The following is a 24,637-nucleotide window of genomic DNA, read 5'->3' on the forward strand; positions in this document are numbered from 1 at the left end:
CTCACTCAGTGGTGTGTATGGTGTGCTTCGAAGAAAGGACGCCCCTTGGCTCAAGGCAAGAAGCTCGTCATCGTCGAGTCTCCGACGAAGATGCGATCGATTCAGGGGTACCTCGGCGACGACTACGAGGTGCTCAGCTCGGTCGGTCACATCCGTGACCTGGCCGACAAGAAGGACATCCCCGCCGCCGACAAGGAGGCGTACGGGAAGTACTCGATCGACGTCGACAACGACTTCGAGCCCTACTACGTCGTCTCGGATCGCAAGACGAAGACGGTCGCTGAGCTGAAGCGCGCACTGAAGAGCGCCGACGAACTCCTGCTCGCAACAGATGAGGACCGCGAGGGCGAGGCCATCGCCTGGCATCTGCTCGAGACGCTCAAGCCGAAGGTCCCCGTCAAGCGGATGGTCTTCCACGAGATCACGAAGGACGCCATCCAGGCGGCGGTCGGCAACACCCGCGAACTCGACAACGCTCTCGTCGACGCGCAGGAGACCCGCCGCATCCTCGACCGCCTGTACGGGTGGGACGTGTCGCCGGTGCTCTGGTACAAGGTGAAGACCGGCCTGTCGGCGGGACGGGTGCAGTCGGCCGCGACCCGCATGATCGTCGACCGCGAACGTGAACGGATCGCCTTCGTCTCGGCGGAGTACTGGGACGTCGACGCGATGGCCGCGGCATCCGGGACGGGATTCAAAGTCCGGCTGGTCCGGGTGGACGGCGGGCAGCTCGCCCGCGGTACCGACTTCGACGACGACGGCAAACTCAAGAAAGCCGTCGTCGTGCTCGACGAGAAGGCGGCCGCAGCCCTCGCCCAGGCCGTCGACGCCGCCGGCGCCGGCACCGTCACTAAGGTCGAGGCGAAGCCGGGAACCCGTAGCCCCTATGCCCCTTTCACGACCTCGACGATGCAGCAGGAAGCCGGCCGCAAGCTCTCGATGAGTGCGAAGCAGGCGATGAGTGTCGCCCAGCGTCTCTACGAGAAGGGCTACATCACCTATATGCGTACCGACTCCGTGGCGCTGAGCACGCAGGCCGTGCAGGCGGCCAGGAGCCAGGCGGTCTCACTGTACGGTGACAGCGCCGTGCCGCTGAAGCCGCGCGTCTACAAGTCGAAGAGCCGCAACGCGCAGGAGGCGCACGAGGCGATTCGCCCCTCCGGCGAGACCTTCCGCACCCCGGCATCGCTGTCGTCCGAGCTCGACCGCGAAGAGCAGCGCCTGTATGACCTGATCTGGAAGCGCACCGTCGCCAGTCAAATGGCCGACGCCAAGTACGAGACGACCACCGTCACTCTCGCCGTCGATGCCGCAGGCACCGTCGCCGAGTTCACCGCATCCGGCACCGTCTACACCTTCAAGGGGTTCCTCGAGGCGTACGAGGAAGGACGAGACGAGAAGCGCGGCGACACCGATGCCGCTGAGAACCAGTCCCTGCCTGCCGTGGCCGTGGGCGACCAGCTGACGATGTCGGATGCCGAGGCGAAGGGGCACCGCACCACCCCGAAGCCGCGTTACACCGAGGCGTCGCTGGTCAAGGCACTCGAGGAGCACGGCATCGGCCGGCCGTCGACGTTCGCGAGCATCATCGGCACGGTCATCGACCGCGGGTACGCCACCAAACGCGGTCAGGCGCTCGTGCCCACGTGGCTCGCGTTCAGCGTCGTCCGCCTGCTCGAAGAGCATTTCGCCGACCTCATCGACTACGACTTCACCGCCGCTCTCGAAGACGACCTCGATGCGATCGCGCGCGGCGAGCAGAAGCGCGTCGAGTGGCTGCGCTCCTTCTACTTCGGGTCAGATTCACAGGTCGGTCTCCGCCAGGTCGTCGACAACCTGGGCGAGATCGACGCGCGAGCGTTGAACTCGACCCCGATCACCGACACGGCGACCCTGCGCTTCGGCAAGTACGGTCCCTACCTCGAGGTCGTGGATCCCGCGAACCCCGAGGCGAAGCCGCGGATCGTGAACGTGCCGGAGGATCTCGCACCCGACGAGCTCACCCCGGCGAAAGCTCAGGAGCTCATCGATGCGCCGGTCGCCGGCGACCGAGTGCTCGGTGAGAACCCCGACAACGGCAAGATCGTCGTCGTCAAGGACGGACGTTTCGGGCCGTACGTGCAGGAGAACGACCCGGTCGATCCGGATGCCGTCGATGAGGCGACCGGCGAGGTCGCGGAGGCGCCGAAGCCGAAGCGGGGTGCCAAGAAGGACGCCGCTCCCAAGCCACGGACCGCGTCGCTGTTCCGGTCGATGTCGGTCGAGACGATCGATCTCGACACCGCGCTGCAGCTGCTGAGCCTTCCGCGCGTGGTCGGAACCGATCCGGAGACGGGCGACGCGATCACCGCCCAGAACGGACGTTTCGGTCCTTACCTGAAGAAGGGCACCGACTCCCGCTCGCTCGAGAGCGAGTCGCAGATCTTCGACGTGACGCTCGAGCAGGCGCTCGAGATCTACGCGCAGCCGAAGTACGGCGCGGGGCGCCGCGCCTCGAGCGCACTCGTGGAGTTCGACGCTGATCCGGTCAGCGGCAAGCCGATCCGCATCCGGGACGGCCGCTTCGGTCCATATGTGACCGACGGTGAGACCAACGTCACGATCCCGCGGGCCGAGAAGCCCGAGGACATCACCTTCGAACGAGCGGTGGAGATGCTCGCCGAGAAGCGTGCGAAGGGACCGGCTCCCAAACGCGGCACCCGGACGGCGGCGAAGAAGGCTCCGGCGAAGAAGACCCCCGCGAAGAAGGCTCCGGCGGCGGCGTCCGCGAAGAAGACGACCTCGACCGGGAAGACCACGGCGACGAAGAAGGCTCCGGCCAAGCGATCCGCCTCGCAGACGGCGGCGAAGAAGACCGTCGCGACGAAGACGAAGACGAACACGGCGGCGGCGGCGGAGAAGAACGAGTCGTGAGTGCACAGCGGGGAACGTGGATCACCCTCGAGGGCGGCGACGGCTCCGGGAAGACCACGCAGGCCGACCTGCTCGAGTCCTGGCTGACCGACGCGGGCCACGTCGTGCTGCGCACCAGGGAGCCGGGAGGGTCCGACGTGGGCCGGCTGATCCGCGACATCGTGCTGCACCATCGCGGCGACATCGCCCCGAGGGCGGAGGCCCTGCTGTACGCAGCCGACCGCGCGCACCACGTCGCGACCGTCGTCCGGCCGGCCCTCGAGCGAGGTGAGGTCGTTCTGCAGGATCGGTACCTCGATTCCTCCGTCGCCTACCAGGGGGCTGGGCGAGTGCTGGACGCCACCGAGATCCGCGACCTGTCGCTCTGGGCGGCGGAAGGCGCGCTTCCCGACCTCACCGTCCTGCTGGATCTCGATCCCGAGACGGCACGGGCGCGGCTGGACTCGGCAGACAAGCCGTTCGATCGCCTCGAGGCAGAGAAGGGCGAGTTCCACCGCAGGGTGCGCGAAGCCTTCCTCGCCCTCGCTGCGGCAGAACCCGACCGGTTCCTCGTGATCGACGCGGCCGGCGATCACGATGTCATCGCCACCGGCATCCGGCGACGCGTCGCCGACCTTCTCGCCGGCGATCGTTGAGCAGGCCGGCCTCGCACCCTGAGGCCGCTCTGTCGCTCCTCCCGGTTAGGCTGAGTCCATGCCCCAGACGATCGCCGCTCCCTTCCCCTGGGCGGACGTATGGGGGCAGGATGCTGCCGTGGCGACGCTGCGCGACGCGGCATCCGATCCTTCGGCCCTCTCGCATGCCTGGCTGATCACCGGCCCCCCCGGATCCGGTCGCTCGACGCTCGCGTACGCGTTCGCTGCCGCGCTGGTGGCCGACGATCCCGGCGATGAGGCGGCGATGCGTCAGGTGCTCGCCGGCACCCATCCGGATGTGACCGCGCTGCGCACCGACAAGGTGATCATCACCATCGCCGAGGCCCGCGCGCTGGTCGAGCGCTCCTACTTCGCGCCGTCCGCCGGCCGGTATCGGGTGATCGTGGTCGAAGACGCCGACCGCATGGTCGAGCGCACCTCGAACGTCCTGCTCAAAGCGCTCGAAGAGCCGCCGGAGCAGACGGTGTGGATCCTCTGCGCCCCCAGCGAAGCCGACCTGCTCCCGACGATCCGGTCTCGGGTCCGCTCGCTCCGCCTGCGCGAACCCGACGTCGCGGACGTCGCCCGGCTCATCGTGCTGCGCACGGGCGTCGACGAGTCGGTCGCCGAGCAGGCGGCCCGTCACGCGCAGCGTCACATCGGCATGGCTCAGCGCCTCGCCACGGATGACGCCGCCCGTCGTCGACGCGACGACACGATCCGCTCGGTCCTCGGGGTCCGCGGCGTGGGCGACGCGGTCGAGGTCGCCGGGCGCATCATCCAGGCTGCCACCGAGGATGCCAAGGCGCTGACAGCCGAGCGCGATGCCGCCGAGCGCGCCTCGCTGCTGCGCACGGTGGGCATCGCCGAGGGCCAGTCGGTGCCTCCGGCCCTTCGCGCGCAGCTGTCGGCGCTGGAAGACGACCAGAAGAAGCGGGCGACTCGCAGTCTCCGCGACGGCATCGACCGAGTGCTGACCGACCTGCAGTCGCTGTTCCGCGATGTCGTGATGTTGCAGTTCGGCAGAGATGACGAGCTCATCAACGCGGAACTGCGCGACGAGTTGGGCGCGCTCGCGTCTGCCTGGCCACAGACCCGTACGCTTGTCGTACTCGACCACATCGCTGAGACGCGCCAGTCGCTGGAGCGCAACGTCGCACCGCTGCTCGCCCTCGAGAGCTTGCTCGTGACCGTCACGAGCGGGAGGACACCGTGACCGAACGAAAGACTTCCCGCATCCGCCGCGCCGTCGCGCTCATCGCCGGTCTCGCGGTCGTTTCCGTCGCGCTCTCCGGTTGCCTGTACGCCATGATCCCCGAGCAGGCGACACCACGGCCGTCCACGGTCAACGAGCCCGACATCGAGGGCGTCTCCGAAGACCTGCTGCCGTACTACGGCCAGACCCTGGAATGGACCGCGTGCGGCACCGGCTTCGACTGCACGGATGTCACTGCGCCGCTGGACTGGGAGAACCCGGGCGATGCCGAGATCACGCTCTCGGTCGTCCGCCATCGCGCAGGCGGCACGCCGGTCGGATCGCTCCTGACGAACCCCGGCGGACCCGGATCGAGCGGGGTCGACCTGATCCAGGGCAGCCTCGAATATGCCGTGGGCACCGCGCTCATCGAGAACTACGACGTGATCGGCTTCGATCCGCGCGGCGTCGGCCGCTCCACGGCCGTCACCTGCTTCGACGATGCCGAGATGGACGAATACCTGTACGGCATCCCCGAGGCTCCGCGCGGCACCACCGAATGGGAGATCGAGCTCCTCGAGTCGCACAAGGCCTTCGCCGATGCCTGCGAGGCGAACAGCGGAGGGATCCTGCCGTACATCACGACCGTCAACGCCGCTCGCGATATGGATCTGATCCGCGCGGTACTCGGAGACAAGCAGCTGAACTACCTCGGGTACTCCTACGGCACGTTCCTCGGGGCGACGTACGCGCAGCTGTACCCCCACAAGGCCGGACGCCTCGTCCTCGATGGGGCGATTGATCCCTCCGTCCCCGGCTTCGAGGTGGGCGCCACTCAGGCCCTCGGCTTCGAGTCCGCCCTGCGGGCGTACATGAAAAACTGTCTGGACTCGGGTGAGTGCCCCTTCAACGGCTCGGTGGATGACGCGATGGCGGATCTCGGAGCCCTTCTGGAGAGTGCTGATCGCACCCCGCTGCAGGGCGGCGACGGGCGCATGATGGGTGCGGATTCGATGATGACAGCGATCATCGCGGCGCTCTACTCGCAGGACAGCTGGGGCGCCCTCACCCAGGCGCTGACAGAGGCGCTGCAGGGAGACCCGGCGACTGCCTTCGCCCTCGCCGACTTCTACAACCAGCGGGAGAACGGCACGTACCTCGACAACTCGACCGAAGCCTTCCGCGCGTACAACTGCATGGACTACCCGGTGGAGGACGACCCTGCCGCCGAGGAGTCGATGATGGCGGAGATCCGTGAGGGCGCACCGACGATCGCGCCGTACTGGGAGGGCCCGGACTCGTGCGAGGTGTGGCCATACCCCCCGACCGGCACACGCGGCGAGATCGTCGCGGCGGGCGCGGGCCCGATCGTCGTGGTCGGCACGACGAACGACCCGGCGACGCCCTATGAGTGGTCCGAGGCGCTCGCCGGCCAACTCGAGGAGGGCGTGCTGATCACGCGGGTCGGCGAGGGGCACACCGGCTACAACAAGGGCAACATCTGCGTGGATGAGGCGGTCGAGGCGTACTTCCTCGAGGACGTCGTTCCCGAAGACGGTCTGCGCTGCGAGTAGTGGTCATCCGGGGCGCGCGCAGCCGGTTCGCGACTGGCGCTCCGACAGGGTAATATCGTTGATCGTGCCGCTCTCGCAGCGCACGCCGCCCTAGCTCAGTCGGCAGAGCATTTCACTCGTAATGAAAAGGTCAAGGGTTCGATTCCCTTGGGCGGCTCCGAAGGCCCCGTGATGCGACGAACATCACGGGGCCTCATCCGTTGCCACCGCGTACGCTCGAAGCATGAGCAGAGCACTTCTGATCGTCGACGTGCAGAACGATTTCACCGAGGGTGGTGCCCTCGCCGTCTCCGGTGGAGATGCCGTCGCGTCTGCGATCTCGGTGTTTCTGGCAGCACACGCCGACGACTACACGGTGATCGTCGCATCCCGTGACTGGCACGATGAGACCGGCGACAACGGCGGTCACTTCGCCGATACGCCGGATTTCGTCGATTCCTGGCCGGTGCACTGCGTCGCAGGCACAGACGGTGCGGAGTATGACCCGCTGCTGACGACCGACCCCGTCACGCACCATGTACGCAAAGGACAGGGAAGGCCCGCGTACTCGATGTTCGAGGGAGTCTGCGACGACGGATCGACGGTGGCCGCGGTGCTGAGCGCCGCCGGCGTGGTGAGCGCCGACATCGTCGGCATCGCCACGGATCACTGCGTGCGGGCATCCGCACTTCACGCGATCGAGCACGGGGTGCACGTGCGCGTCGTCACCGACCTCGTCGCCGGCGTGGCCCCGGAATCGAGTGAGGCGGCGCTCGCCGAGCTCACCCATGCGGGTGCGGAACTGATCGAAAGCTCCGAGGCGTGAGCCGGAGCGTCCTCCTGCTCAGAGCGGTCAACGTCAGCGGCAGGAATTCTGTGCCGATGGCCCGGTTGCGGGAGGCGCTGGCGTCCGCGGCCATCGTCGACGACGTGTCGACCTATATCGCCAGCGGCAACATCATCTGCGGGCATCCGGACGATCCGGCGGACGCGTGCGCTCGCGTGCGGGCGCTCATCGCCGAGGAGTTCGGCGTCGACACTCCGGTGATCCTGCGCACTCACGACGCCCTCGTCGCCTCGCTCGAGGCGCAGCCGTTCACCGGCCGGGTCGAGAAGCTGCTGCACGCGATGTTCCTGCAGGCGTCACCCGCCCCGGGTGCGATCGATCTTCTCCGTGGGCGCCTGGTGCCGGGAGAGGACATCGCCCTGGTGGGGGATGACCTGTGGATCGATTACGCCGACGGGGGTGTGCACTCCACGAGGCTGACCAAGGCGGTCCTCGATCGCGCGCTGGGCGTGGCCGGCACCGCTCGCAACCTTCGGACGACCCGCAGGCTCGCCGAGCTGACGGCCTAATCCTCGCGTTTCTCGCCCAGTTCCCGGCTGAGGGCGTGTGGCGGAGACTGCGTCCGATCCTGCAGGTCGACGCGATGCACGCCGCATCCGGCGCAGCGCACATAGACGAGGACACCCTCGGAGGTGGGATGCCTGGAGTCGGTGAGCCACGCGTGCTCGTGTCCGCGGAGGGGGGTCGGAACCGGTACCGGTCGCGTGTCGAGATCAGCCATGACTCCAGCGTGATGTAATGGCCTTATGCATCTCAACCCTTACGGCGAGTACGCGGTCCTGCTCGCGGCATCCCTCGCCGATGACTGGCCCGCCGACCGAGACGGGATCGAAGCGCGCACGAGGCGCTTCGGGATGACGATGGAGTTTCCGAACGAACCCGATGATCACTCCCTCACGCGTGTCGTGATCGATGAATGGCTGCGCGTCGTCGACGAACCGGTCGCCGAGCGCAGGGCGGCGCTGTTGAACGCCCAGATGGCGGCTGCCACCGCATACCCGCGGCTCACCGATCATGACGGCGAAGGCTGGCACCTGCACTATCGCGACGACGTGCAGAAGCTGCCGATCGTGCTGCGCGCCGTGATCTCGGTGGGGACTGCCCTGCACCTGTCGACGCGGGGGATGAGCAGGCTTGCTCGATGTGCGGCGGAGCCCTGCGGGAACGTGGTGGTGGACGTGACGCGCAACGGTCGCCAGCGCTATTGCTCGGTGCGCTGTTCCAATCGAGCCGCCGTCCGGAGGCATCGTGCGAGGGGTGGAGCGTGATCGCCCCGCCCCTCGCACGCTCGCTCTACGCGGTCTGCCCTTCGTGGCGTCCTTCGGCGACCTCCTCGATGACCTTCGCGTTGAAGGCCGGCAGGTCATCGGGTGTCCTGCTCGACACCAGCCCCTGATCGACGACGACCTCCTCGTCGACCCACGCTGCCCCCGCGTTGCGGAGGTCTGTCGCGAGACTCGGGTAGCTCGTGAGCGTACGTCCCTCGACCACGCCGGCCTCGATGAGGATCCATGCACCGTGACAGATCACGCCGACGGGCTTGTGCTGCTCGAAGAACGAACGCGCGAACCGCACCGCATCCTCGTCCATCCGGAGATGATCGGCATTGACGACACCTCCCGGGAGGACGAGGGCGTCGAAGTCGTCGGCCGACGCTCCGGCCGCCGGAAGGTCCACGGTCTGGACGTGACCGTTCTTGCCGGTCACCTCGTCCGCCGTCGGTGACACCATGGTCGCTGCCGCGCCGGCGCCGGTGAGAGCCTCCCACGGGCTCGTGAGCTCGCTGTCCTCGTAGCCATCGGTCGCAAGAAATGCCACACGCTTGTCTGTGAGCTTCGCCATCGCCTGTTCCTTTCGTCGAGGTCAATCGGACGACTCGATGCTCTCGCAGGCGCGGTCAGTCGGGACAGGGGGTGGTAGGACGGTGGATCGGATGATATTGCGGGCTCACCGAGTCCGCATGAGGGTCACAGCATCGCTGCTCGTGTCGCGATTTCGGCGAGGATCCGATCCCGACGTCGACGGTCGTCCGCCGTGTAGAGCCGCGAGCGCAGCAGCTCCTTCTGTGAGCGGAACGCCTCGTCGGCGACGGCATAGGCAGCGACGGGATCCACCGCGCACACCATGTCACCGCCGCCGTCCCATCCGGTTGTTCCCGGAAGCCCTGCGCGTATGGCCGCGGGAGGCCAGGTCACGTCCACCAGCAATGGGCCGGCCCAGGGCGTCTCGACGCTCAGGCACTCGTGAACCTCGAGGAGGTCGCCCGCCGCGTCGTGAAGGTCCGGCCAGACTCTCGGCGCCAGCGGGCCGGTCACCATGAGACGGTTGGCGGTCAGGCCGAGCGAGCGGATGCGGATGCGGGCAAGCGCGTGTTTTCCCGCACAGGTGCCGCTGCCGTCCCGCTCGACCGCTTCGGCGGTGGGCGGGCCTGGCCAGGAGTATGGGATGCTCTGCACGTCCCGCACGATCCCGATGAGCCCCGCGCGCAGGTCAGCGTCCGGCATCCGAAGCTCTTCCCGGTGCGGATCCGGGTGCCGGGGACGCCGAGGGGGCATCCGAAGAATCACGTCGACGTCTCAGCTGTGCGGCGAGCAGCCACAGAAACAGGGCCCAGACGATCAGATAACACGCGAACACGACGCCGCCTGCCCCGCCGACGGCCATCCAGGCGAACCCGAGGGCGGCAACGGTCAGAAGGGAGCCCGCGATGACGATCACGATCATGCGCCACCGTCCGCTCCGGTGTTCGGACGACGGCAGCAGGGCGAGCAGGCACACGAGCAGGATCAGCACTCCCGCCGCTGCGTTCAGCCATTGAGCGATCGATACGTCCCCGCCGCCGAAGCGGGCAGCGTCGGCCTCCCTGATGGCGGGACCGCCGAACACCCCGAGTTCCCCGATGATGGCGAGATGGACCTTCGAGGCGATGTAGGGCACGGACCACGCTGCCGCGAGGAGGGCGGTGAGTCGAAGACGCGCGCTGCTCACGGTTCACGCACCGTGGCTGCGGTCTCTCGCAGCAAGCCGCGGCGGCCAAAGCCGCTTTTACCGCCATGTCCTGTGCCGACTGGTCGCACCCCGATCACACCAGGAAGCAGAAGACGCCGGTGGCGGTGCAGATCACGAGCATGCCCAGGGCGTTCAAATACAGGTTGCGTCCGAAATCCCGATGAGCGACGTGCATCGAGATGGCGACGAGGAAGTAGGCGATCAGCGCGGCACAGGTGAGCGCGCCCAGGTACGGGATCCAGATGCCAGCGATCAACCCGGTTGCGGCCGCGAACTTGACCGGCGGCATCATCCACCAGAAGCGCCGCGGCCATTTGACCCCTTCGAAGCAGGCGGCGATGAACTTCGCGGGCTTGATGCACATCAGCCCGTCGACGATCTGGATGAACGCCAGCACCACCACCGGCCAGACAGGATCAGGCAGGGAGCTCATCGTCAGGCCTTTCTCGAATCTCGGATGACAACACCGTACCATACCGCAGGGTATGTTCTTCGCGTGGAGAATGTCGACGTGTGACCGGCGGACTGTCGCCGGCGGGGTCGCTCCCTATGGTTGCGACGGCACCAGCGGCAGAAGCATCTCGAACAGCGTGGTGAGTTCATCGGCGCTGACCGGCGGTGTGACCGTGGAGGCGCCGACGGCGAGGAGGTAGGGGAGAAGGGCCGCACGGCGCGCTTCCGCATCGGTCGAGACATGCGGGCGCCACACGCGCTGCAGCGCGCCGATCCGCGCCGCGTCGATCCTCGCCTGGGCGGCGCGTGCGTCGGCGTCCGAGTTCGCCCACGCGCGGACGGCGACATCGAGCTTCGGCCGGTAGAGACCGCTGTCCCGCGACCCGACGAGTTCCGTCAGTCGCTCGAGGATCACTCGGGCATCGTCCTCGCGCTCAGCCTCGGCGATCGCCTCGCTCAGTGCGGCGGTCGAGATCTGCTCGACGTGCGCCAGGAGCGCACGCTTGTATCCCCCGGCGCCGTCGAAGTGGTGATGGAACGAGCCCTTGGACAGACCCAGCCGGGCCGCAATGCGGTCGATGCGGATGCCGACGGCGCCTTCTTCGGCGAGTACGAGCACGCCCTCATTCAGCCAACGGTCACGTGCTTCGCCCATGGGGTGACCATACCATCGGGTACGCTCCACGCCTGTACGGCCACGCATGTACGGCCACGCCTCTAAGGCCATGGCCCTTCACGCGCCATACCGTGCCATACTGTATGGTATGGACTCGTTCGACGGCGACCAGAACCGACCCCCGCCACCACGGGAAGAGCACGTGCGTTTCGCCGCTGGTTCGGGTGCGTGCGCCGGTACGCTCACTGTGCCCGCAGAGGCGCAGTCGGCGCCTGCGGTGGTGTTGTGCGCGGGCTTCTCCGGCACTCAGGACACGCCTGCGGTCCGGGCGGCTGCCGCCTCGTTCGCCCAGGCCGGGTACGCTGCGCTGACCTTCGACTACCGCGGATTCGGTGTGAGCGAGGGGCAACCCCGTCAGCTCATCGACCTGGGCGCGCAGCGCGCCGACATCCGGGGCGCATTCGAGTTCCTCCAGGCGGACGACAGGATCGACCGCGACCGGATCGCGCTGTGGGGAACGTCGTTGGGAGGAGGGCACGTCGTCGTGGTCGCCGCTGACCTTCCGGACGTCGCCGCTGTCGTGGCGCAGGTGCCGTTCAACGGCTTTCCTCGCCGGGTAGAGGGGCGCAGCGGGCGCGACACCGCGCGACTGCTGTGGGCGATGCTCGTCGATCGAGCCCGAGGTGTGCTGAGGATGTCGCCGAAGTACATTCCCGCCGTCGGTCCGAGCGGGTCGCTCGCGGTGATGGCGTCGGCGGATGCCGCACGCACCATCGAGACCCTCGAGAGTGAGACCTGGCGGAACCAGGTGGCGCCCCGGGTGTTGTTCGACATGATGGCGTACCACCCGGATCGAGCCGCCGCTCGGCTGACGGCGCCGTTGCTGACCTGCCTGGCCACCCGCGACCGGGAGAGTCCGGAAGTCTCAGCCCGGCGCATCGCCGAGGCGGCATCCGATGCCACGCTGCTGACCTATCCGATCAGTCACTTCGAGATCTACCGCCCCGATGTTCGCTGGCGTGTTCTCGCCGACCAGATCGCGTTCCTGAACGACAGGCTCCGAGACGGGGGACAAGCCTCATCCACGTCGTGACGAGGCACGGAACAGGGCGACGGCTCTGGTGCCGACCCGGAACGACGCGATGCGGGGATGGGCTTCGTCCACGAGAACTCTGCGGCCGCGGGTCGCGATCACGATCACGGCGTCGTCGTCCAGGACCGACGAGACGGAACACAGCATGCCGGCCAGCCCGGCGTCGGCGTCGGTGCCGCTCCACGCCGTCTGTTCACCGTACGGAACGTCGGTGATCACCACGTCAGGCCTCCGGCCATCGAGCGCCCTGCGCAGCCGTTCCGGGTCGAAGACATCGGCATGAGCGACCGCCCGAGGCAGAGGACCGCCCAGCGCCGCCAGGCGATCGCCGAGACGCAGCGCGGACTCGGCGGCGCGTGCATACGAGGGTTTCCCGAACCGAGCCGCCCGTTCCTGAAGCTGTGCGGACCTGGCCGACAAGCCACCCGGGCCGAGAAGATCCAGGTTCTGTCTGGCCAGTTCCAGTGCCGCGTCGTCCAGGTCTGTGCCCATCACCCCGGTCATCCCGTCTCGGTGCAGGAGCGCGAGAACAGTCAGCAGGTACGCACTGCCACAGCACGGATCCCACACGAGCGCCGGCACGCCGCTCGCCCGCGATGCCATGGCCCGCTGGAACATCTCGCTGGCCAGGCGCACGGGAAACGCGGGAAAGCCTGGTGCCGAGAACAGCACGCCGCCGGCCGACAGGTCCTCATGATTCTCGCGGGTGACCGCGAAGCGGTAGGCCACGTCAGGACCTCAGCGCGCGGCCGGCTCGCTGGCGAGCGGCCTCGTAGAGGGTGACCGTCGCGGCGCTGGCCGCGTTGAGGGAACTCGCCGAGCCCCCGATCGGGATGCGTGCCATCGCGTCACATGCGTGCCTCCAGGCGGAGCTCAGCCCGGATGTCTCGTTACCGATGACGAGGAGAGTCGGGCCGGTCAGCTCGAGGTCAGCGATATCGTCATCCGCGTCTTCATCCGTGCCGACCACGGAGAGCGGGAGCCCCTCGGCTCGGTGGGCATGCACCCAAGCGAGAACCTCTCGATGCGACGAGACCCGTACAACGGGAACCGAGAGAAGGGAACCCGTCGATGCGCGCACCGACTTCGGGTCGTACGGGTCCGCGGCGTGGCCACTGACGATCAGTCCGGCGCCGCGGAACGCATCCACTGAGCGCGCCATCGTGCCGATGTTGCCGGGCACTGACGGACGGTCGAAGACCATGCCCAAAAATGCGGGCGTGACAGCGATGCGTGACAGGTCGTCCGGGGGGAGCTCGACCACGGCCACCAGCTCCGGCACGTCCTGCTCCTTCCCGCCCAACCGGCACAGGAGGTCCGGTGACATCGCCACGACCTGAGCGCCCGTGCGACTCAGCACCCCCGCCGCCCAATCCGAGAGCGACCGCTCGGCGTCGTAGATCAGAGCATGAAACCGCCAGCCGTGCCGGACGGCGAGGTCGATCGGGCGCACGCCCTGCACGAGGAACTCACGCGCCCTCTGGCGCTTGCTCCGGTTGTGAAGCAGCGCCTCCCACTGCTGGAACTGTGCATTCGGGCGCGAGATGCGCATCGCGTCACCCAATCTCGGCCTCCGCGGTTCGGGATTCCACGCGATCAGCGTCCCAGAATCGCCTCGCCCGAGACCCGACAGAACCGGACGCGGATAGTCGGGTGCGCACGAAGCGAGGCGCGCGAACACGACCCCGAAGACCCCGGACCTGACAGCGAGGAACCCTGCGATGAAGATGCGCCGGACCCAGGAGCGGCGACCGCCGGTTAGGGCCTTTCGCGGCTTCACCGGCGAGCGTTGATTTCAATGGGTCCGAACCCGCGATGCCCGTTCGAACGGGAATCCGCGGGGTACGGATCGGTGTGGGCCCCGTGGGGCTCGAACCCACGACCCGCGGATTAAAAGTCCGATGCTCTGCCAACTGAGCTAGAGGCCCGTGGTTACAGTCTAGGGCGCACAGACGTGGCCGCCGGCGACACAGCTCCGCCGACGACCACGTGAGGTTCCTTGTGCGGGTCCCCCGACCCGCACAGGGAGTGTTGCCGAGGCCCCCGCCCGGCGGTCCCGCACTTACTGTGCGGGCGGCATCAGTACCGTGTCGATGAGGTACACGGTGGCATTCGCCGTCTGGACCCCGCCGCAGATCACCATGGAGTCGTTGACCATCCACTCGTCTCCGCTTCCGGTGACCTCGAGGTCGGCGCCCTGCACGGTGGTGTGCATCCCCGCGATGTCCTCCGGGGCGATCTGGCCCGGGATGACGTGGTACGTGAGGATGGACGACAGCATGGCGCTGTCGGACTTCAGTGCCTCGATGGTCGCCGGGTCGATCTTCGCGAATGCGTCATCGACCGGTGCGAAGACGGTGAACTCGTCACCGTTGAGGGTGTCGACCAGGTCCACGTCCGGGTTGAGCTGGCCGCTCACGGCGGCGACCAGCGTCGTCAGCAGCGGGTTGTTCGAGGCCGCGACCGCGACCGGATCCTTCGACATGCCCTCGACCGATCCTGCACCGTCCGGCACGGCCTCGGCGTATGCGGCGCAGCCGGGACCGACGAGGGTGCCCGCGGGATCCATCGTCTCGGGCGCCGCCTCCGAGGTTTCGGGCGCCGTGGGCTCGGCCGGCTCCTCCGCCGCGTCCGTACCCATGGCACAGCCGGACAGCACGAGAACGCTGGCGAACCCGAGCGACAGTGCTGCGGTGATCTTCTTCTTGGTGCGGAACATCTCTAGCTCCTTCAGATCAAGGCCACGGCATTTCCGTGGCGTCGACATCTCTTCGGAGCGGCTCCGGGATCGGATGGGAACCATCTCGGATTCTTTTCCCCGTCCTTCACGTCAGGATGACGCTGGCGCGACAGAGGGGGGACATGCGGCATGCTTATCAGGATGGTCATCGACGGCATGGACGTACCGGAGGACGGAACGGCGAGCGACGCTGTCGCCGCGCTTCTGCTCCGCACCGCTGACGGCGACCAGCGAGCCTTCGCAGAGCTGTACGACACCCTCTCCCCACGTGTCTTCGGTCTGATCCTCCGGGTGCTCGTGAACCGCGCGCAGAGCGAGGAAGTGCTGCAGGAGGTCTTCCTCGAGATCTGGCAATCCGCTTCCCGCTTCGCTCCGAACAGAGGGCAGGGAAGAACATGGGTGATGACGATCGCACACCGTCGCGCCGTGGATCGGGTGCGTGCATCCCAGTCCAGCGCGGACCGTGATGTGCGGGCGGGGCTGCGTGATATCGGAGTGGCCCATGACAGCGTCGCCGAACAGGTCGAGCTGGGAATAGACGGAGCGAAGGTCGTGGAGGCCCTCGGAGGACTTCCGGAGGCACAGCGCGAGGCGATCGTCCTCGCCTACTACGGCGGTTACAGTCAGAACGAGATTTCGGTGCTCATCGGGGCACCGCTGGGAACGATCAAAACCCGGATGCGAGACGGGCTCACCCGTCTTCGCACGGCGATGGGGGTGACGGCATGAACGAGAACGAATTCGCGGAACTCGCGGCGGGTGCCGCACTCCACGCACTCTCGCCGGAAGACCAGGAGCGCTTCGACGTCGCTGTGGCGAAGCATCCGGAATGGCGGGCGATCATGGAGGACGACGCCGAAACGGCTGCCTCGCTCGCTGTCGCCCCTCCCGTGGCGCCGCCGGCCGGCATCCGCGCAGCCCTGCTGGAGCGGATCGCGCAGACCCCGGATGCCGGTGCGTCACAGGCAACTCACCACACGGCGACCTCTGAGGAGTCCGTGCGGCGCAAACCCGTGCTCCGGTGGAGCCGGTCGATGCTCGCGCTCGCCGCGTGCCTGGCGCTGCTGGTGGGGGTCGGAATCGGGGCCGTGGCGCTGAACGGCCAGCTCAACCGTCCGGACACGGTGGTCGCTCTCGAGCAGATCCGGTCCGCAGCGGATGCCGCCGAAGCGAGCGTGGCGCTGGAGACGGGCGGCACGGCGACGGCGTACTGGTCGGAGTCTCTCGGCTCGGCGGTTCTCGTCACCGACGGCATCCCTGCGCCGGATGACGGACAGACGTACGAGCTGTGGCTCATCCGCGACGAGAAGCCGATCTCTGCCGGAGTGTTCTCGGTCGACGGGGGCGATGCGACCGCGGAGCTCGAGGGTGAGATGCGCTCCGGTGACATCATCGCGGTGACCGTCGAGCAGGCGGGCGGCTCGCCAGACGGCCAGCCGACCTCCGATCCCGTGATCGTGATCCCGACGGCCTGACGTGTCCCCATGGCGGGTAGCCTTGTTCGATGCCCGAGCAGCACTCCCGCCCCGTCCGTCGCCCCACGGCTGCCTTCGACAACCTCGTCGGCGCGCACGACCCGGCCGAGGAGACGCGCGCTGCGCACGCGACGGCATCCGCTCTGCTCACGCGCGTGCGCGCCGATCAGAGCGGTGTGAGCGCCGAGCGACTCATCTCGTTCACCGCTGAGCACGGCATTGACGAGATCGCCGAGCTGTGGTCGAAGGCGCCGTCGCGCACGCTTCCCGGGGCACTGTGGCGGTTGTACCTGTTGCAACTCGCCATCCACAGCGACCCGCGGACGGCGGCGCTGCTGTACGAGCGCGGACGCGTCGAGCTGCCCTCAGCGGATGCCATGATCGCAGGCGCTCCGGTGCCGGCGAACCCCGACGAACTCGTCGCCCTCATCGACACGATCCTGCGAGGCGCCTTCCGCGGTGATTTCGCGGTGGCGCTGGAGCGGGCGGCCGCGTTCTGCCGCGTGCAGTCCTCGGGGGCCACGCACACGGCGGACGACTACGAACCGACCGAGCCCGTTCGGGCGAGCGAGCTCACGACGCGGGCGCTGCGATTGAGCAGCTATGCACAGGATCTGGCGGCGTCGGCCGTGCTCTGGCGGACCGGCGCGCTCGCCTGAGTCGCACGCCCGTCGCGTCCGAGTCAGCCGGTACGGGCGGCGGATCGGCGCGACAGCCGAGACATGCCTTCCAGCCTCAGAAACGTCGTGGTCGGACGTTTCTCGTGCAGAACGTCATGTCTCGCCGGAAGGCCGCCCCGAACATGAGAAGACCGGGCCGCAAGAACGCCTCTCGGCGGACGGCCGCTCGCAGCGGCGAAAATTGGAGCCCGGGGTTATGCGGCCCGGCCCATCGATTATAACGCGACAGGGCGCCCGCTATTCCCGGGTCTAGGCTCTTTGCATGACCTGGCGTTTCGCTCTGATGATCGACCCCGTCGCCCCCGATGAGCAGCGCTCCGACTTCGGCAGCACCTTCACCGAGGTCGATGCGGCGGCTCCTGCCCTGAGCGTCGGTGAGCTCAGCACTCAGCGCGGTGACGGCGTCTTCGAATCGATCGGCGTCGTCGACGGACACCCGCAGGAGGTCGTCGCACACCTGGAACGACTCGCGCATTCCGCACAGCTGTGCGATCTTCCGATCCCGCACCTCACGCAGTGGCGTCAGGCGGTCGATCGCGCGGCGTCCCGCTGTCCGTCGGGAGAGTACGTGATCAAGTTGATCCTCAGTCGCGGCATCGAGCACGGCCCCACACCGACCGCTTGGGTCACCGCCGCCCCGGCGCCGGATTTCACGACCCCGCGCACCCGGGGCGTCAGCGTGGTGACCCTCGATCGCGGGTACGACCTCGGCGCTGCGGAGCGGGCTCCCTGGTTGCTGCTCGGGGCGAAGACCCTGTCGTACGCGGTGAACATGGCGGCGCTCCGCGAGGCGCGCCGGCGCGGCGCGGACGACGCGATCTTCCTCTCCAATGACGGGTTCGTGCTCGAGGCCCCCACGGCCTCCCTCATCCTCCGCCGGGGCGACCGCTTCACCACACCGGCGCCGAACGGCGGCATCCTGCACGGCACCACGCAGCTGAGCGTGTACGAGCACCTCACGGCGCGAGGGTTCGAGGTCGGCTACGACAGGATCCCGGCATCGGATCTGCCCGCCGCCGATGCCGCCTGGCTCGTCTCCAGCGTTCGTCTCGCGGTGCCGATCACCGCCATCGACGGAGCCGCGCTTCCGACCGATCCGACATTGACGGCCGAGCTGAACGCGTATCTGCTGTCGCCCAGGGACTGACAGACGCCCGCTCCGACGGCAGGATGGAATCATGTCCGTCAACCCGTATGCGTCCCGGCCATGGCTCGACTCCTACGCGAAGGGCGTGCCCGCCGCCATCGACGAGCCCACCGAGACCCTTTCCGAGATGATGTCCGCGAGCGTGAAGCGGTTCGGACGTCGCCCGGCGCTGGAGTTCTTCGGGGCAGTGACGACCTATCGCCGGCTCGGCGAGCAGATCGAGCGGGCCGCCGAGGGGTTGCGGCGTCTCGGAGTCGAGAAGGGCGACCGGGTCGCGATCGTGCTCCCCAACTGTCCTCAGCACGTCGTGGCTTTCTATGCGGCACTGCGCCTCGGGGCGATCGTCGTGGAACACAACCCGCTCTACACCGCCCGTGAGCTCCGGCACCAGTTCGAGGACCACGGCGCCCGTTTCGCGATCGTCTGGGACAAGGCATTCGACACCGTCGCCGGCTTTCCGGCTGATCTCAGGCTCGAGCACATCGTGAGCGTCGACATCACGGCGGCGCTGCCCCTGGCGAAGCGTCTCGGCCTGCGGCTGCCCCTGCCCAAGGCCCGTGCTGCCCGATCGAAGCTCACCGGCCGGCCGAAGGCGCGGAACCCGCTGACGTGGACCAAGCTCCTCGATCACCCTCGGCTGTCCCGCCGGGTCGCGGACCCGACACTCGCAGATGTCGCGCTGCTGCAATACACCAGCGGTACCACCGGAGCCCCGAAGGGTGCGATCCTCACGCACGCGAACCTGCGCGCCAACGCGATGCAGGGCCAGGCGTGGGTGCCAGGGCTCGTCGACGGCGAGGAGACGTTCTACGCCGTGCTCCCCCTCTTCCACGCCTACGGCATGACGCTCTGTCTCACCTTCGCGATGAGCATCGGAGCCAAGCTCGTGCTGTTCCCCGCTTTCGATCTCGACCTCGTCACCGACGCTGCCCGCCGCAGCCCTCCCACCTTCCTTCCGGCCGTTCCGCCGATCTACGACCAGCTCGCCAGGGCAGCGACGCGAGGGATGCTGGATCTGTCGACCGTGCGATTCGCGATCTCCGGCGCGATGAGCCTGCCGGTGGCGACGGTCAAGCGGTGGGAGGAGGCCACCGGCGGGCTGCTCGTCGAGGGCTACGGGATGACGGAGAGCTCTCCGGTCGCGCTCGGCAACCCGATGGGGAGGACTCGCCGCCCGGGCACGGTCGGCGTGCCGTTCCCGAGCACCGAGATCCGCGTCGTCGATCCCGCCGACCCCTCTGTCGATCTTCCTGCGGGGGAGCGGGGTGAGCTGCTCATCCGCGGTCCGCAGGTGTTCCAGGGCTACTGGGGGCGACCGGGTGACACCGCCGCAACCCTGCTCGCAGAGGGCTGGCTGCGAACGGGAGACATCGCCGAAGTGTCATCGGACGGCTTCGTCACGATCGTCGACCGGCTCAAGGAACTCATCATCACCGGTGGCTTCAACGTCTCGCCGAGCGAGGTCGAGGACGCGCTGGAGGCGCATCCGGATGTGGTCGCGGCGGCCGTCGTGGGACTTCCGCGATCCAGCGGGGGCGAGGAGGTCGCCGCCGCCGTGGTTCTTCGGGATGGTACGGAACTCGATGCGAGCGCGCTGCGGGACTTCTGTCGGACGCGGCTGACGCCCTACAAGGTGCCCCGCCGCATCACCGTGGTCGACGATCTGCCCCGCTCCCTCATCGGCAAGGTGCTGCGCCGCGAGGTGAGGGAGCGGATGTTGGCGCAGTAGCCGCTCCCGGAGGAGCCTCGCTCGGGGCGGGCGTGGTGTTCCGGCAGGATCGGGCGTCCGCGTGCCGTTTCCCTGAGGGGACCGGCGCGCCGGGGCGTGTCTCACCGGCGGCGCGCTGTGCACGCATTCCGACATCCGGGATTCGGCACCGCATCGGCACCCGGGATTCGGGTCCGGCTCAGGTGGCTGCAGGTGCGCACCTGCAGCCACCTTGGCCGATCGTCCGGGATCTCGCACACCGAACATCGGACTCGGATGCCGGCGGCCCCCGAACCTCGGATGCCGGAACACCAGACCCGATGCCGCGGCCGCCGACCCGTCGAACTCAGCCGAATCGACCGGAGACGTAGTCCTCGGTGGCCTGTACCGACGGGGTCGTGAAGATCGTGGTGGTGTCGTCGTACTCGATGAGCTTTCCGGGCTTGCCGGTGCCGGCGATGTTGAAGAACGCCGTCTTGTCGGAGACCCGCGATGCCTGCTGCATGTTGTGCGTGACGATGACGACGGTGTAGTCGTTCTTCAGTTCGCCGATGAGTTCCTCGATGGCGAAGGTCGAGATCGGGTCGAGCGCCGAGCACGGCTCGTCCATCAGGATCACCTCGGGGGAGACAGCGATGGCACGTGCGATGCACAGACGCTGCTGCTGGCCGCCCGAGAGCCCGGAGCCCGGCTTGTCCAGACGATCCTTGACCTCGTTCCAGAGGTTCGCCCCGCGGAGGGACTTCTCGACCAGCGCGTCCTGATCGCTCTTCGACATGCGCGAGTTGTTCAGGGTGACACCCGCGAGCACGTTCTCCTTGATCGACATCGTCGGGAACGGGTTCGGCCGCTGGAAGACCATTCCCACCTGACGGCGGACGAGCACCGGGTCGACGCCAGGACCGTAGAGGTTCTGTCCGTCCAGGAGCACCTCTCCCTCCACGCGCGCGCCGGGGATGACCTCGTGCATGCGGTTGAGGGTGCGAAGGAAGGTCGACTTGCCGCAGCCGGACGGGCCGATGAACGCCGTCACCGAACGCGGCTGGATGTCGATGGACACACCCTCGACAGCGAGGAAGCTGCTGTAGTAGACGTTGAGGTCGTTGACTTCGATGCTCTTGGACATCTGGGTCTCTTTCTGTGAGGGTGCGGGAGTCGGCCGGTCAGCGGCCGGACATCTTGGGTGCGAAGAGCTTCGCGAGAAGGCGGGCGCCGAGGTTCAGCACCATGACGATGAGGATCAGGGTGAGCGCAGAGGCCCAGGCGCGGTCGAAGAACGCTTCGGGCGGGATGCCGGGGTACTTCGCCTGCATGTACGAGAACACGGGCAGGGTGGCCATCTGTCCGCTGAACATGTTGAGGTTCATGTTCGGCACCATGCCGACGGTGAGCAGAAGCGGCGCGGTCTCACCGATCACGCGCGAGATGGCCAGCATGATGCTGGTCATGATGCCGGCGATCGCCGTGGGGATGACGACCTTGACGATGGTCAGCCACTTCGGGACGCCGAGCGCGTAGGAGGCCTCGCGCAGCTCGTTCGGAACGATGCGCAGCAGCTCCTCGCTGCCTCGGACGACGACCGGGATCATCAGCACGGACAGGGCGAGTGAGCCCATGATGCCCATGCGGGTGCCGGGGCCCATGATGAGCGCGAACACCGAGTAGATGAACAGACCGGCCACGATGGACGGGATGCCGGTCATCACGTCGACGAAGAACGTGATCGCGCGGGCGATACGGCCGCGGCCGTACTCGACGAGGTAGATCGCGGTCATCAGGCCGACGGGTACCGAGATGATCGTCGCGCCGAGGGTGATGAGCAGGGTTCCCCAGATGGCATGCAGCGCACCGCCGCCCTCGCCGACGACGTTGCGCATCGAGAAGCTGAAGAACTCGCCGTCGAACCGCTGAAGGCCGTTGGCGACCACGGTGAACAGCAGTGAGATGAGGGGGAGCAGTGCGATGACGAAGGCTGTCGCGACGAGAGTCGTCATCACGCGGTTGGTCGCGTGACGGCGGCTCTCGGCGATCGACGAGATCACTCCGATCAGGATCACGAACATCACCATGCCGACGAACACGGCACCGGCGATGTTGAACTCTGCGAGGTCGCCCCCGAGGTTCATGACGGCGAACAGAGCGCACGACGCTGCCAGGGCGAACGCGAGCAGAGCCCACGGCGCCCATTTCGGCAGTCGGCCCGCCGTCAGCGACACGCGCGACGGGGCGGCGGTGAGGGTGATGGCGGACATCAGTTCGCTCCCGAGAATTCTGCGCGGCGTGAGACGATCCAGCGCGCGACCGCGTTGACCGCGAAGGTGACGATGAAGAGGATGAGGCCCGCAGCGATGAGCGTGCTGACTCCGTCGTCATGCGCCTCGGGGAACCGCAGTGCGATGATGGCGGGGATCGTCGTCGGGTTCTCCGGGTTCAGCAGGTTGAACGTGACGATGCCGAGCGGCGACAGGACGAGCGTGACGGCCATGGTCTCGCCGAGGGCGCGTCCGAGGCCCAGCATCGCGGCGGACACCATGCCGCTGCGGGCGAAGGGCAGGACGGCCATGCGAATCATCTCCCAGCGCGTGGCGCCGAGGGCGAGCGCGGCCTCCTCGTGCAGCTTGGGGGCCTGGAGGAAGACCTCGCGACAGATGGCCGTCATGATGGGCAGGATCATCACCGCGAGCACCAGCGAGGCCGTGAGGATGGTCTTGCCGGTTCCGGAGGGCGTGCCGCTGAAGAGCGGGATCCAACCGAAGTACTCGTTCAGCCACTTGTAGAACGGCACCAGCATCGGCGCGAAGGTCAAGGCGCCCCACAGGCCGAAGACCACCGAGGGGACGGCGGCCAGCAGGTCGATCACATAGCCGAGCAGGGATGCCAGTCGACGCGGTGCGTAGTGAGAGATGAAGAGCGCGATGCCCAGTGCGATCGGCGCGGCGATGACGAGTGCGATCGCCGAGGCCCACAGCGTGCCGAAGACGAACGGCCACACCCAGCTGAGGAACGACTCGCCCTCGAGGATGTGATTGTCGGACGTGTCGGGCTTGAACGCGGGCACGGCCTGCACGATCAGGAAGACGGCGACGGCTGCGAGGGTGATCAGGATCAGCGTCCCCGCACCGAGGGCTGTACCGGAGAAGATCCGGTCGCCCCGCCGCAGGAGGGCCTTGGACGGGCTGCCGCTCGGGGCTTGCTCCGTCGTGGTCGTGGTCATGCGGTCCCGCTCCTCAGGATCTCGGGGTGGTGCTGGATGCTGCTCTCGGTGAAAGCGACGATGCCTTCGCGCTCAGGATCCCCAGAGGGGAAGCGCGAGGGCACCGTCGCTCAGCTTCGGATGAAGCGTGGGTCAGTCGACGACGATCGCGTCGATCGCCGTAAGAACCTGCTCGCGCAGACCCTCGGAGATCGGGGCGCTGCCGGCCGACTCCTCACTGATCTTCTGACCCTCCTCAGAGGTGACGAACGTGAAGTACTCCTTGACGAGAGCGGCGACCTCGGGGTCCTCGTACTCGACGCAGCCGATCAGGTAGCTGACGAGGGCGATCGGGTAGGAGCCCTCGGGGGCAGCGGCCGGGTCGACGTCGAACGCGAGGTCGTGGTCGGAGCGACCCTCTTCGATCGGCGATGCCTCCACGAGTGCGGCGGCGGCGTCGGCCGAGTATGCGACGTACTCGTCGCCGTTCTTGACCGCGACCTGACCCAGCTCGCCGGTGCGCGAGGCGTCGGCGAAACCGATGTAGCCGACGCCGTTGCTGATCGCATCGACGACGCCCGAGGTGCCGTCGGCACCCTCACCCGTCTGCAGCGGCCACTCGTCGGATGCCTCGTTGGTCCAGACCTCGGGCGCGGTGGCCTCGAGGTAGGCGGTGAAGGTCTCCTGCGTGCCGGACGGGTCGGCGCGGTGCACGGGGACGATCGCCTGGTCGGGCAGGTCGGCGTCCGGGTTCTGCTCCGCGATGGCCGGGTCGTTCCAGTTGGAGATGGTTCCCGCGAAGATGCCGGCGATCGTCGCGGCGTCGAGGTTCAGCGTGTCGATGCCCTCGAGGTTGAAGGCGACCGCCACGGGGGAGATGTACGCGGGGATCTCGACGATGTCGCTCGAGGCGCAGGAGCCGAAGTCGCCGGCGGCGATCTCCTCGGCGTTGAACGCACGATCGGAGCCGATGAAGTTCGACGAGCCGGCGATGAAGTTCTCGCGGCCGGTGCCCGATCCCGTCGCGGTGTAGAGCACGTTCGCTTCGGGGTTGGCGGTCTGGAACGCCGAGACCCAAGCCTGCTGCGCTGCCTCCTGCGAGGAGGCGCCGGTGGCCTCGATGGTGCCGGAGATGCTGGATTCGTTCGGCTCGCCGGTCGAGCCGCCGTTGCCGCCTTCATTCGCGGCGCAGCCGGCGAGGGTGAGGGCTGCGACGGCACCGATGGCGCCGATTCGTGCGATTCGGGAGATCTTCACTGTGGATCCGTTCGATCGTGGATGGGTAAGGGCCCGGTGCAGGGCACACAGTGACGCTAGGGGTGGCGGTTAACGAGACTCTCCCGCACAGGTGAACGGGAGGTGAACGAGCGTCGACTCTCT

Annotated in this window: 26 protein-coding genes and 2 tRNA genes; 14 read left to right on the forward strand and 14 right to left on the reverse strand. The window is 67.8% G+C overall.

The window, feature by feature from the left end:
- Positions 1-45 precede the first annotated feature (45 nt).
- From topA to RIN18_RS08660, 7 genes are all read left to right on the forward strand, one after another.
- Positions 46-2,913, forward strand: a complete 2,868-nt coding sequence (topA, locus tag RIN18_RS08630; protein WP_309103556.1) for a type I DNA topoisomerase — start codon at positions 46-48, stop codon at positions 2,911-2,913.
- Positions 2,910-3,548: a dTMP kinase gene (gene tmk / locus RIN18_RS08635; protein WP_309103557.1), complete on the forward strand. Its 639-nt coding sequence runs from the start codon at positions 2,910-2,912 to the stop codon at positions 3,546-3,548. The genes topA and tmk overlap by 4 nt, the downstream gene beginning before the upstream one ends.
- Before the next feature lie 58 nt (positions 3,549-3,606).
- Positions 3,607-4,764 carry a DNA polymerase III subunit delta' gene (locus RIN18_RS08640; RefSeq protein ID WP_309103558.1) on the forward strand — a complete coding sequence of 386 codons (1,158 nt, stop codon included), beginning with the start codon at positions 3,607-3,609 and terminating at the stop codon, positions 4,762-4,764.
- Positions 4,761-6,317, forward strand: coding sequence for an alpha/beta hydrolase (locus tag RIN18_RS08645; RefSeq protein WP_309103559.1), 1,557 nt, complete (start codon positions 4,761-4,763; stop codon positions 6,315-6,317). The genes RIN18_RS08640 and RIN18_RS08645 overlap by 4 nt, the downstream gene beginning before the upstream one ends.
- Positions 6,318-6,401: 84 nt before the next feature.
- Positions 6,402-6,474, forward strand: a tRNA-Thr gene (locus RIN18_RS08650).
- Between the two features lie 66 nt (positions 6,475-6,540).
- Positions 6,541-7,122, forward strand: a complete 582-nt coding sequence (locus RIN18_RS08655; protein WP_309103560.1) for an isochorismatase family protein — start codon at positions 6,541-6,543, stop codon at positions 7,120-7,122.
- Entirely contained in the window at positions 7,119-7,652 is a 534-nt protein-coding gene (locus tag RIN18_RS08660; protein ID WP_309103561.1) for a DUF1697 domain-containing protein, read from the forward strand. Before RIN18_RS08655 ends, RIN18_RS08660 begins: the two co-directional genes overlap by 4 nt.
- Here the strand turns inward: RIN18_RS08660 and RIN18_RS08665 are convergent.
- Complete coding sequence (locus RIN18_RS08665; protein WP_309103562.1) at positions 7,649-7,864, reverse strand: hypothetical protein; 216 nt, start codon at positions 7,862-7,864, stop codon at positions 7,649-7,651. The two genes, RIN18_RS08660 and RIN18_RS08665, sit on opposite strands and share 4 nt — an antisense overlap.
- Before the next feature lie 25 nt (positions 7,865-7,889).
- Between RIN18_RS08665 and RIN18_RS08670 the strand changes: the two genes are divergently transcribed.
- Complete coding sequence (locus RIN18_RS08670) at positions 7,890-8,411, forward strand: CGNR zinc finger domain-containing protein (protein WP_309103563.1); 522 nt, start codon at positions 7,890-7,892, stop codon at positions 8,409-8,411.
- 25 nt (positions 8,412-8,436) lie between these two features.
- On the opposite strand, the gene RIN18_RS08675 is transcribed toward RIN18_RS08670, so the two are convergent.
- The 5 genes from RIN18_RS08675 to RIN18_RS08695 form a co-directional block, all read right to left on the reverse strand.
- Positions 8,437-8,985, reverse strand: coding sequence for a type 1 glutamine amidotransferase domain-containing protein (locus tag RIN18_RS08675; RefSeq protein ID WP_309103564.1), 549 nt, complete (start codon positions 8,983-8,985; stop codon positions 8,437-8,439).
- Between the two features lie 125 nt (positions 8,986-9,110).
- Positions 9,111-9,647: a hypothetical protein gene (locus RIN18_RS08680; protein ID WP_309103565.1), complete on the reverse strand. Its 537-nt coding sequence runs from the start codon at positions 9,645-9,647 to the stop codon at positions 9,111-9,113.
- Positions 9,634-10,131 (reverse strand): hypothetical protein, encoded by a 498-nt coding sequence (locus RIN18_RS08685; RefSeq protein ID WP_309103566.1) that lies wholly within the window; start codon positions 10,129-10,131, stop codon positions 9,634-9,636. The genes RIN18_RS08680 and RIN18_RS08685 overlap by 14 nt, the downstream gene beginning before the upstream one ends.
- A 94-nt stretch (positions 10,132-10,225) precedes the next feature.
- Positions 10,226-10,549, reverse strand: coding sequence for a DoxX family protein (locus RIN18_RS08690; protein WP_309103567.1), 324 nt, complete (start codon positions 10,547-10,549; stop codon positions 10,226-10,228).
- Positions 10,550-10,699: 150 nt separating this feature from the next.
- Complete coding sequence (locus RIN18_RS08695) at positions 10,700-11,260, reverse strand: TetR/AcrR family transcriptional regulator (protein ID WP_309103568.1); 561 nt, start codon at positions 11,258-11,260, stop codon at positions 10,700-10,702.
- 109 nt (positions 11,261-11,369) lie between these two features.
- On the opposite strand from RIN18_RS08695, the gene RIN18_RS08700 reads away from it, so the two are divergent.
- Complete coding sequence (locus RIN18_RS08700) at positions 11,370-12,314, forward strand: alpha/beta hydrolase (protein WP_309103569.1); 945 nt, start codon at positions 11,370-11,372, stop codon at positions 12,312-12,314.
- On the opposite strand, the gene RIN18_RS08705 is transcribed toward RIN18_RS08700, so the two are convergent.
- The 4 genes from RIN18_RS08705 to RIN18_RS08720 form a co-directional block, all read right to left on the reverse strand.
- Entirely contained in the window at positions 12,300-13,043 is a 744-nt protein-coding gene (locus RIN18_RS08705) for a hypothetical protein (protein WP_309103570.1), read from the reverse strand. The two genes, RIN18_RS08700 and RIN18_RS08705, sit on opposite strands and share 15 nt — an antisense overlap.
- Before the next feature lies 1 nt (position 13,044).
- The gene (locus RIN18_RS08710; RefSeq protein WP_309103571.1) at positions 13,045-13,866 is read right to left on the reverse strand and encodes a TrmH family RNA methyltransferase; all 822 of its coding nucleotides are present in this window, start codon (positions 13,864-13,866) and stop codon (positions 13,045-13,047) included.
- Between the two features lie 303 nt (positions 13,867-14,169).
- A tRNA-Lys gene (locus tag RIN18_RS08715) sits at positions 14,170-14,242 on the reverse strand.
- A 134-nt stretch (positions 14,243-14,376) separates the two neighbouring features.
- On the reverse strand, positions 14,377-15,033 hold the full coding sequence (locus RIN18_RS08720; protein WP_309103572.1) for a fasciclin domain-containing protein: 657 nt from the start codon (positions 15,031-15,033) through the stop codon (positions 14,377-14,379).
- A gap of 162 nt (positions 15,034-15,195) precedes the next feature.
- Here RIN18_RS08720 and sigK point away from each other — a divergent pair, with 162 nt between their 5' ends.
- The 5 genes from sigK (at position 15,196) to RIN18_RS08745 (ending at position 20,085) form a co-directional block, all read left to right on the forward strand.
- Positions 15,196-15,783 (forward strand): ECF RNA polymerase sigma factor SigK, encoded by a 588-nt coding sequence (gene sigK / locus RIN18_RS08725; RefSeq protein WP_375163515.1) that lies wholly within the window; start codon positions 15,196-15,198, stop codon positions 15,781-15,783.
- Positions 15,780-16,529, forward strand: coding sequence for an anti-sigma factor (locus RIN18_RS08730; protein ID WP_309103574.1), 750 nt, complete (start codon positions 15,780-15,782; stop codon positions 16,527-16,529). The genes sigK and RIN18_RS08730 overlap by 4 nt, the downstream gene beginning before the upstream one ends.
- A 29-nt stretch (positions 16,530-16,558) precedes the next feature.
- Positions 16,559-17,188: a DNA-directed RNA polymerase subunit beta gene (locus RIN18_RS08735; RefSeq protein ID WP_309103575.1), complete on the forward strand. Its 630-nt coding sequence runs from the start codon at positions 16,559-16,561 to the stop codon at positions 17,186-17,188.
- A gap of 283 nt (positions 17,189-17,471) precedes the next feature.
- Positions 17,472-18,356 carry an aminodeoxychorismate lyase gene (locus tag RIN18_RS08740; protein ID WP_309103576.1) on the forward strand — a complete coding sequence of 295 codons (885 nt, stop codon included), beginning with the start codon at positions 17,472-17,474 and terminating at the stop codon, positions 18,354-18,356.
- Between the two features lie 31 nt (positions 18,357-18,387).
- Entirely contained in the window at positions 18,388-20,085 is a 1,698-nt protein-coding gene (locus RIN18_RS08745; RefSeq protein ID WP_309103577.1) for a long-chain-fatty-acid--CoA ligase, read from the forward strand.
- A gap of 325 nt (positions 20,086-20,410) precedes the next feature.
- Here RIN18_RS08745 and pstB read toward each other — a convergent pair whose 3' ends face one another.
- The 4 genes from pstB to RIN18_RS08765 form a co-directional block, all read right to left on the reverse strand.
- A complete protein-coding gene (pstB, locus tag RIN18_RS08750; protein ID WP_309103578.1) occupies positions 20,411-21,190 on the reverse strand; it encodes a phosphate ABC transporter ATP-binding protein PstB in 780 nt (259 codons plus the stop codon).
- Between the two features lie 37 nt (positions 21,191-21,227).
- Positions 21,228-22,316, reverse strand: a complete 1,089-nt coding sequence (gene pstA / locus RIN18_RS08755; RefSeq protein ID WP_309103579.1) for a phosphate ABC transporter permease PstA — start codon at positions 22,314-22,316, stop codon at positions 21,228-21,230.
- A complete protein-coding gene (gene pstC / locus RIN18_RS08760; protein WP_309103580.1) occupies positions 22,316-23,278 on the reverse strand; it encodes a phosphate ABC transporter permease subunit PstC in 963 nt (320 codons plus the stop codon). The genes pstA and pstC overlap by 1 nt, the downstream gene beginning before the upstream one ends.
- 132 nt (positions 23,279-23,410) lie before the next feature.
- Positions 23,411-24,514 (reverse strand): phosphate ABC transporter substrate-binding protein PstS, encoded by a 1,104-nt coding sequence (locus RIN18_RS08765; RefSeq protein WP_309103581.1) that lies wholly within the window; start codon positions 24,512-24,514, stop codon positions 23,411-23,413.
- Positions 24,515-24,637 lie beyond the last annotated feature (123 nt).

This window comes from Microbacterium sp., from assembly GCF_031179285.1.
Lineage (GTDB): Bacteria > Actinomycetota > Actinomycetes > Actinomycetales > Microbacteriaceae > Microbacterium.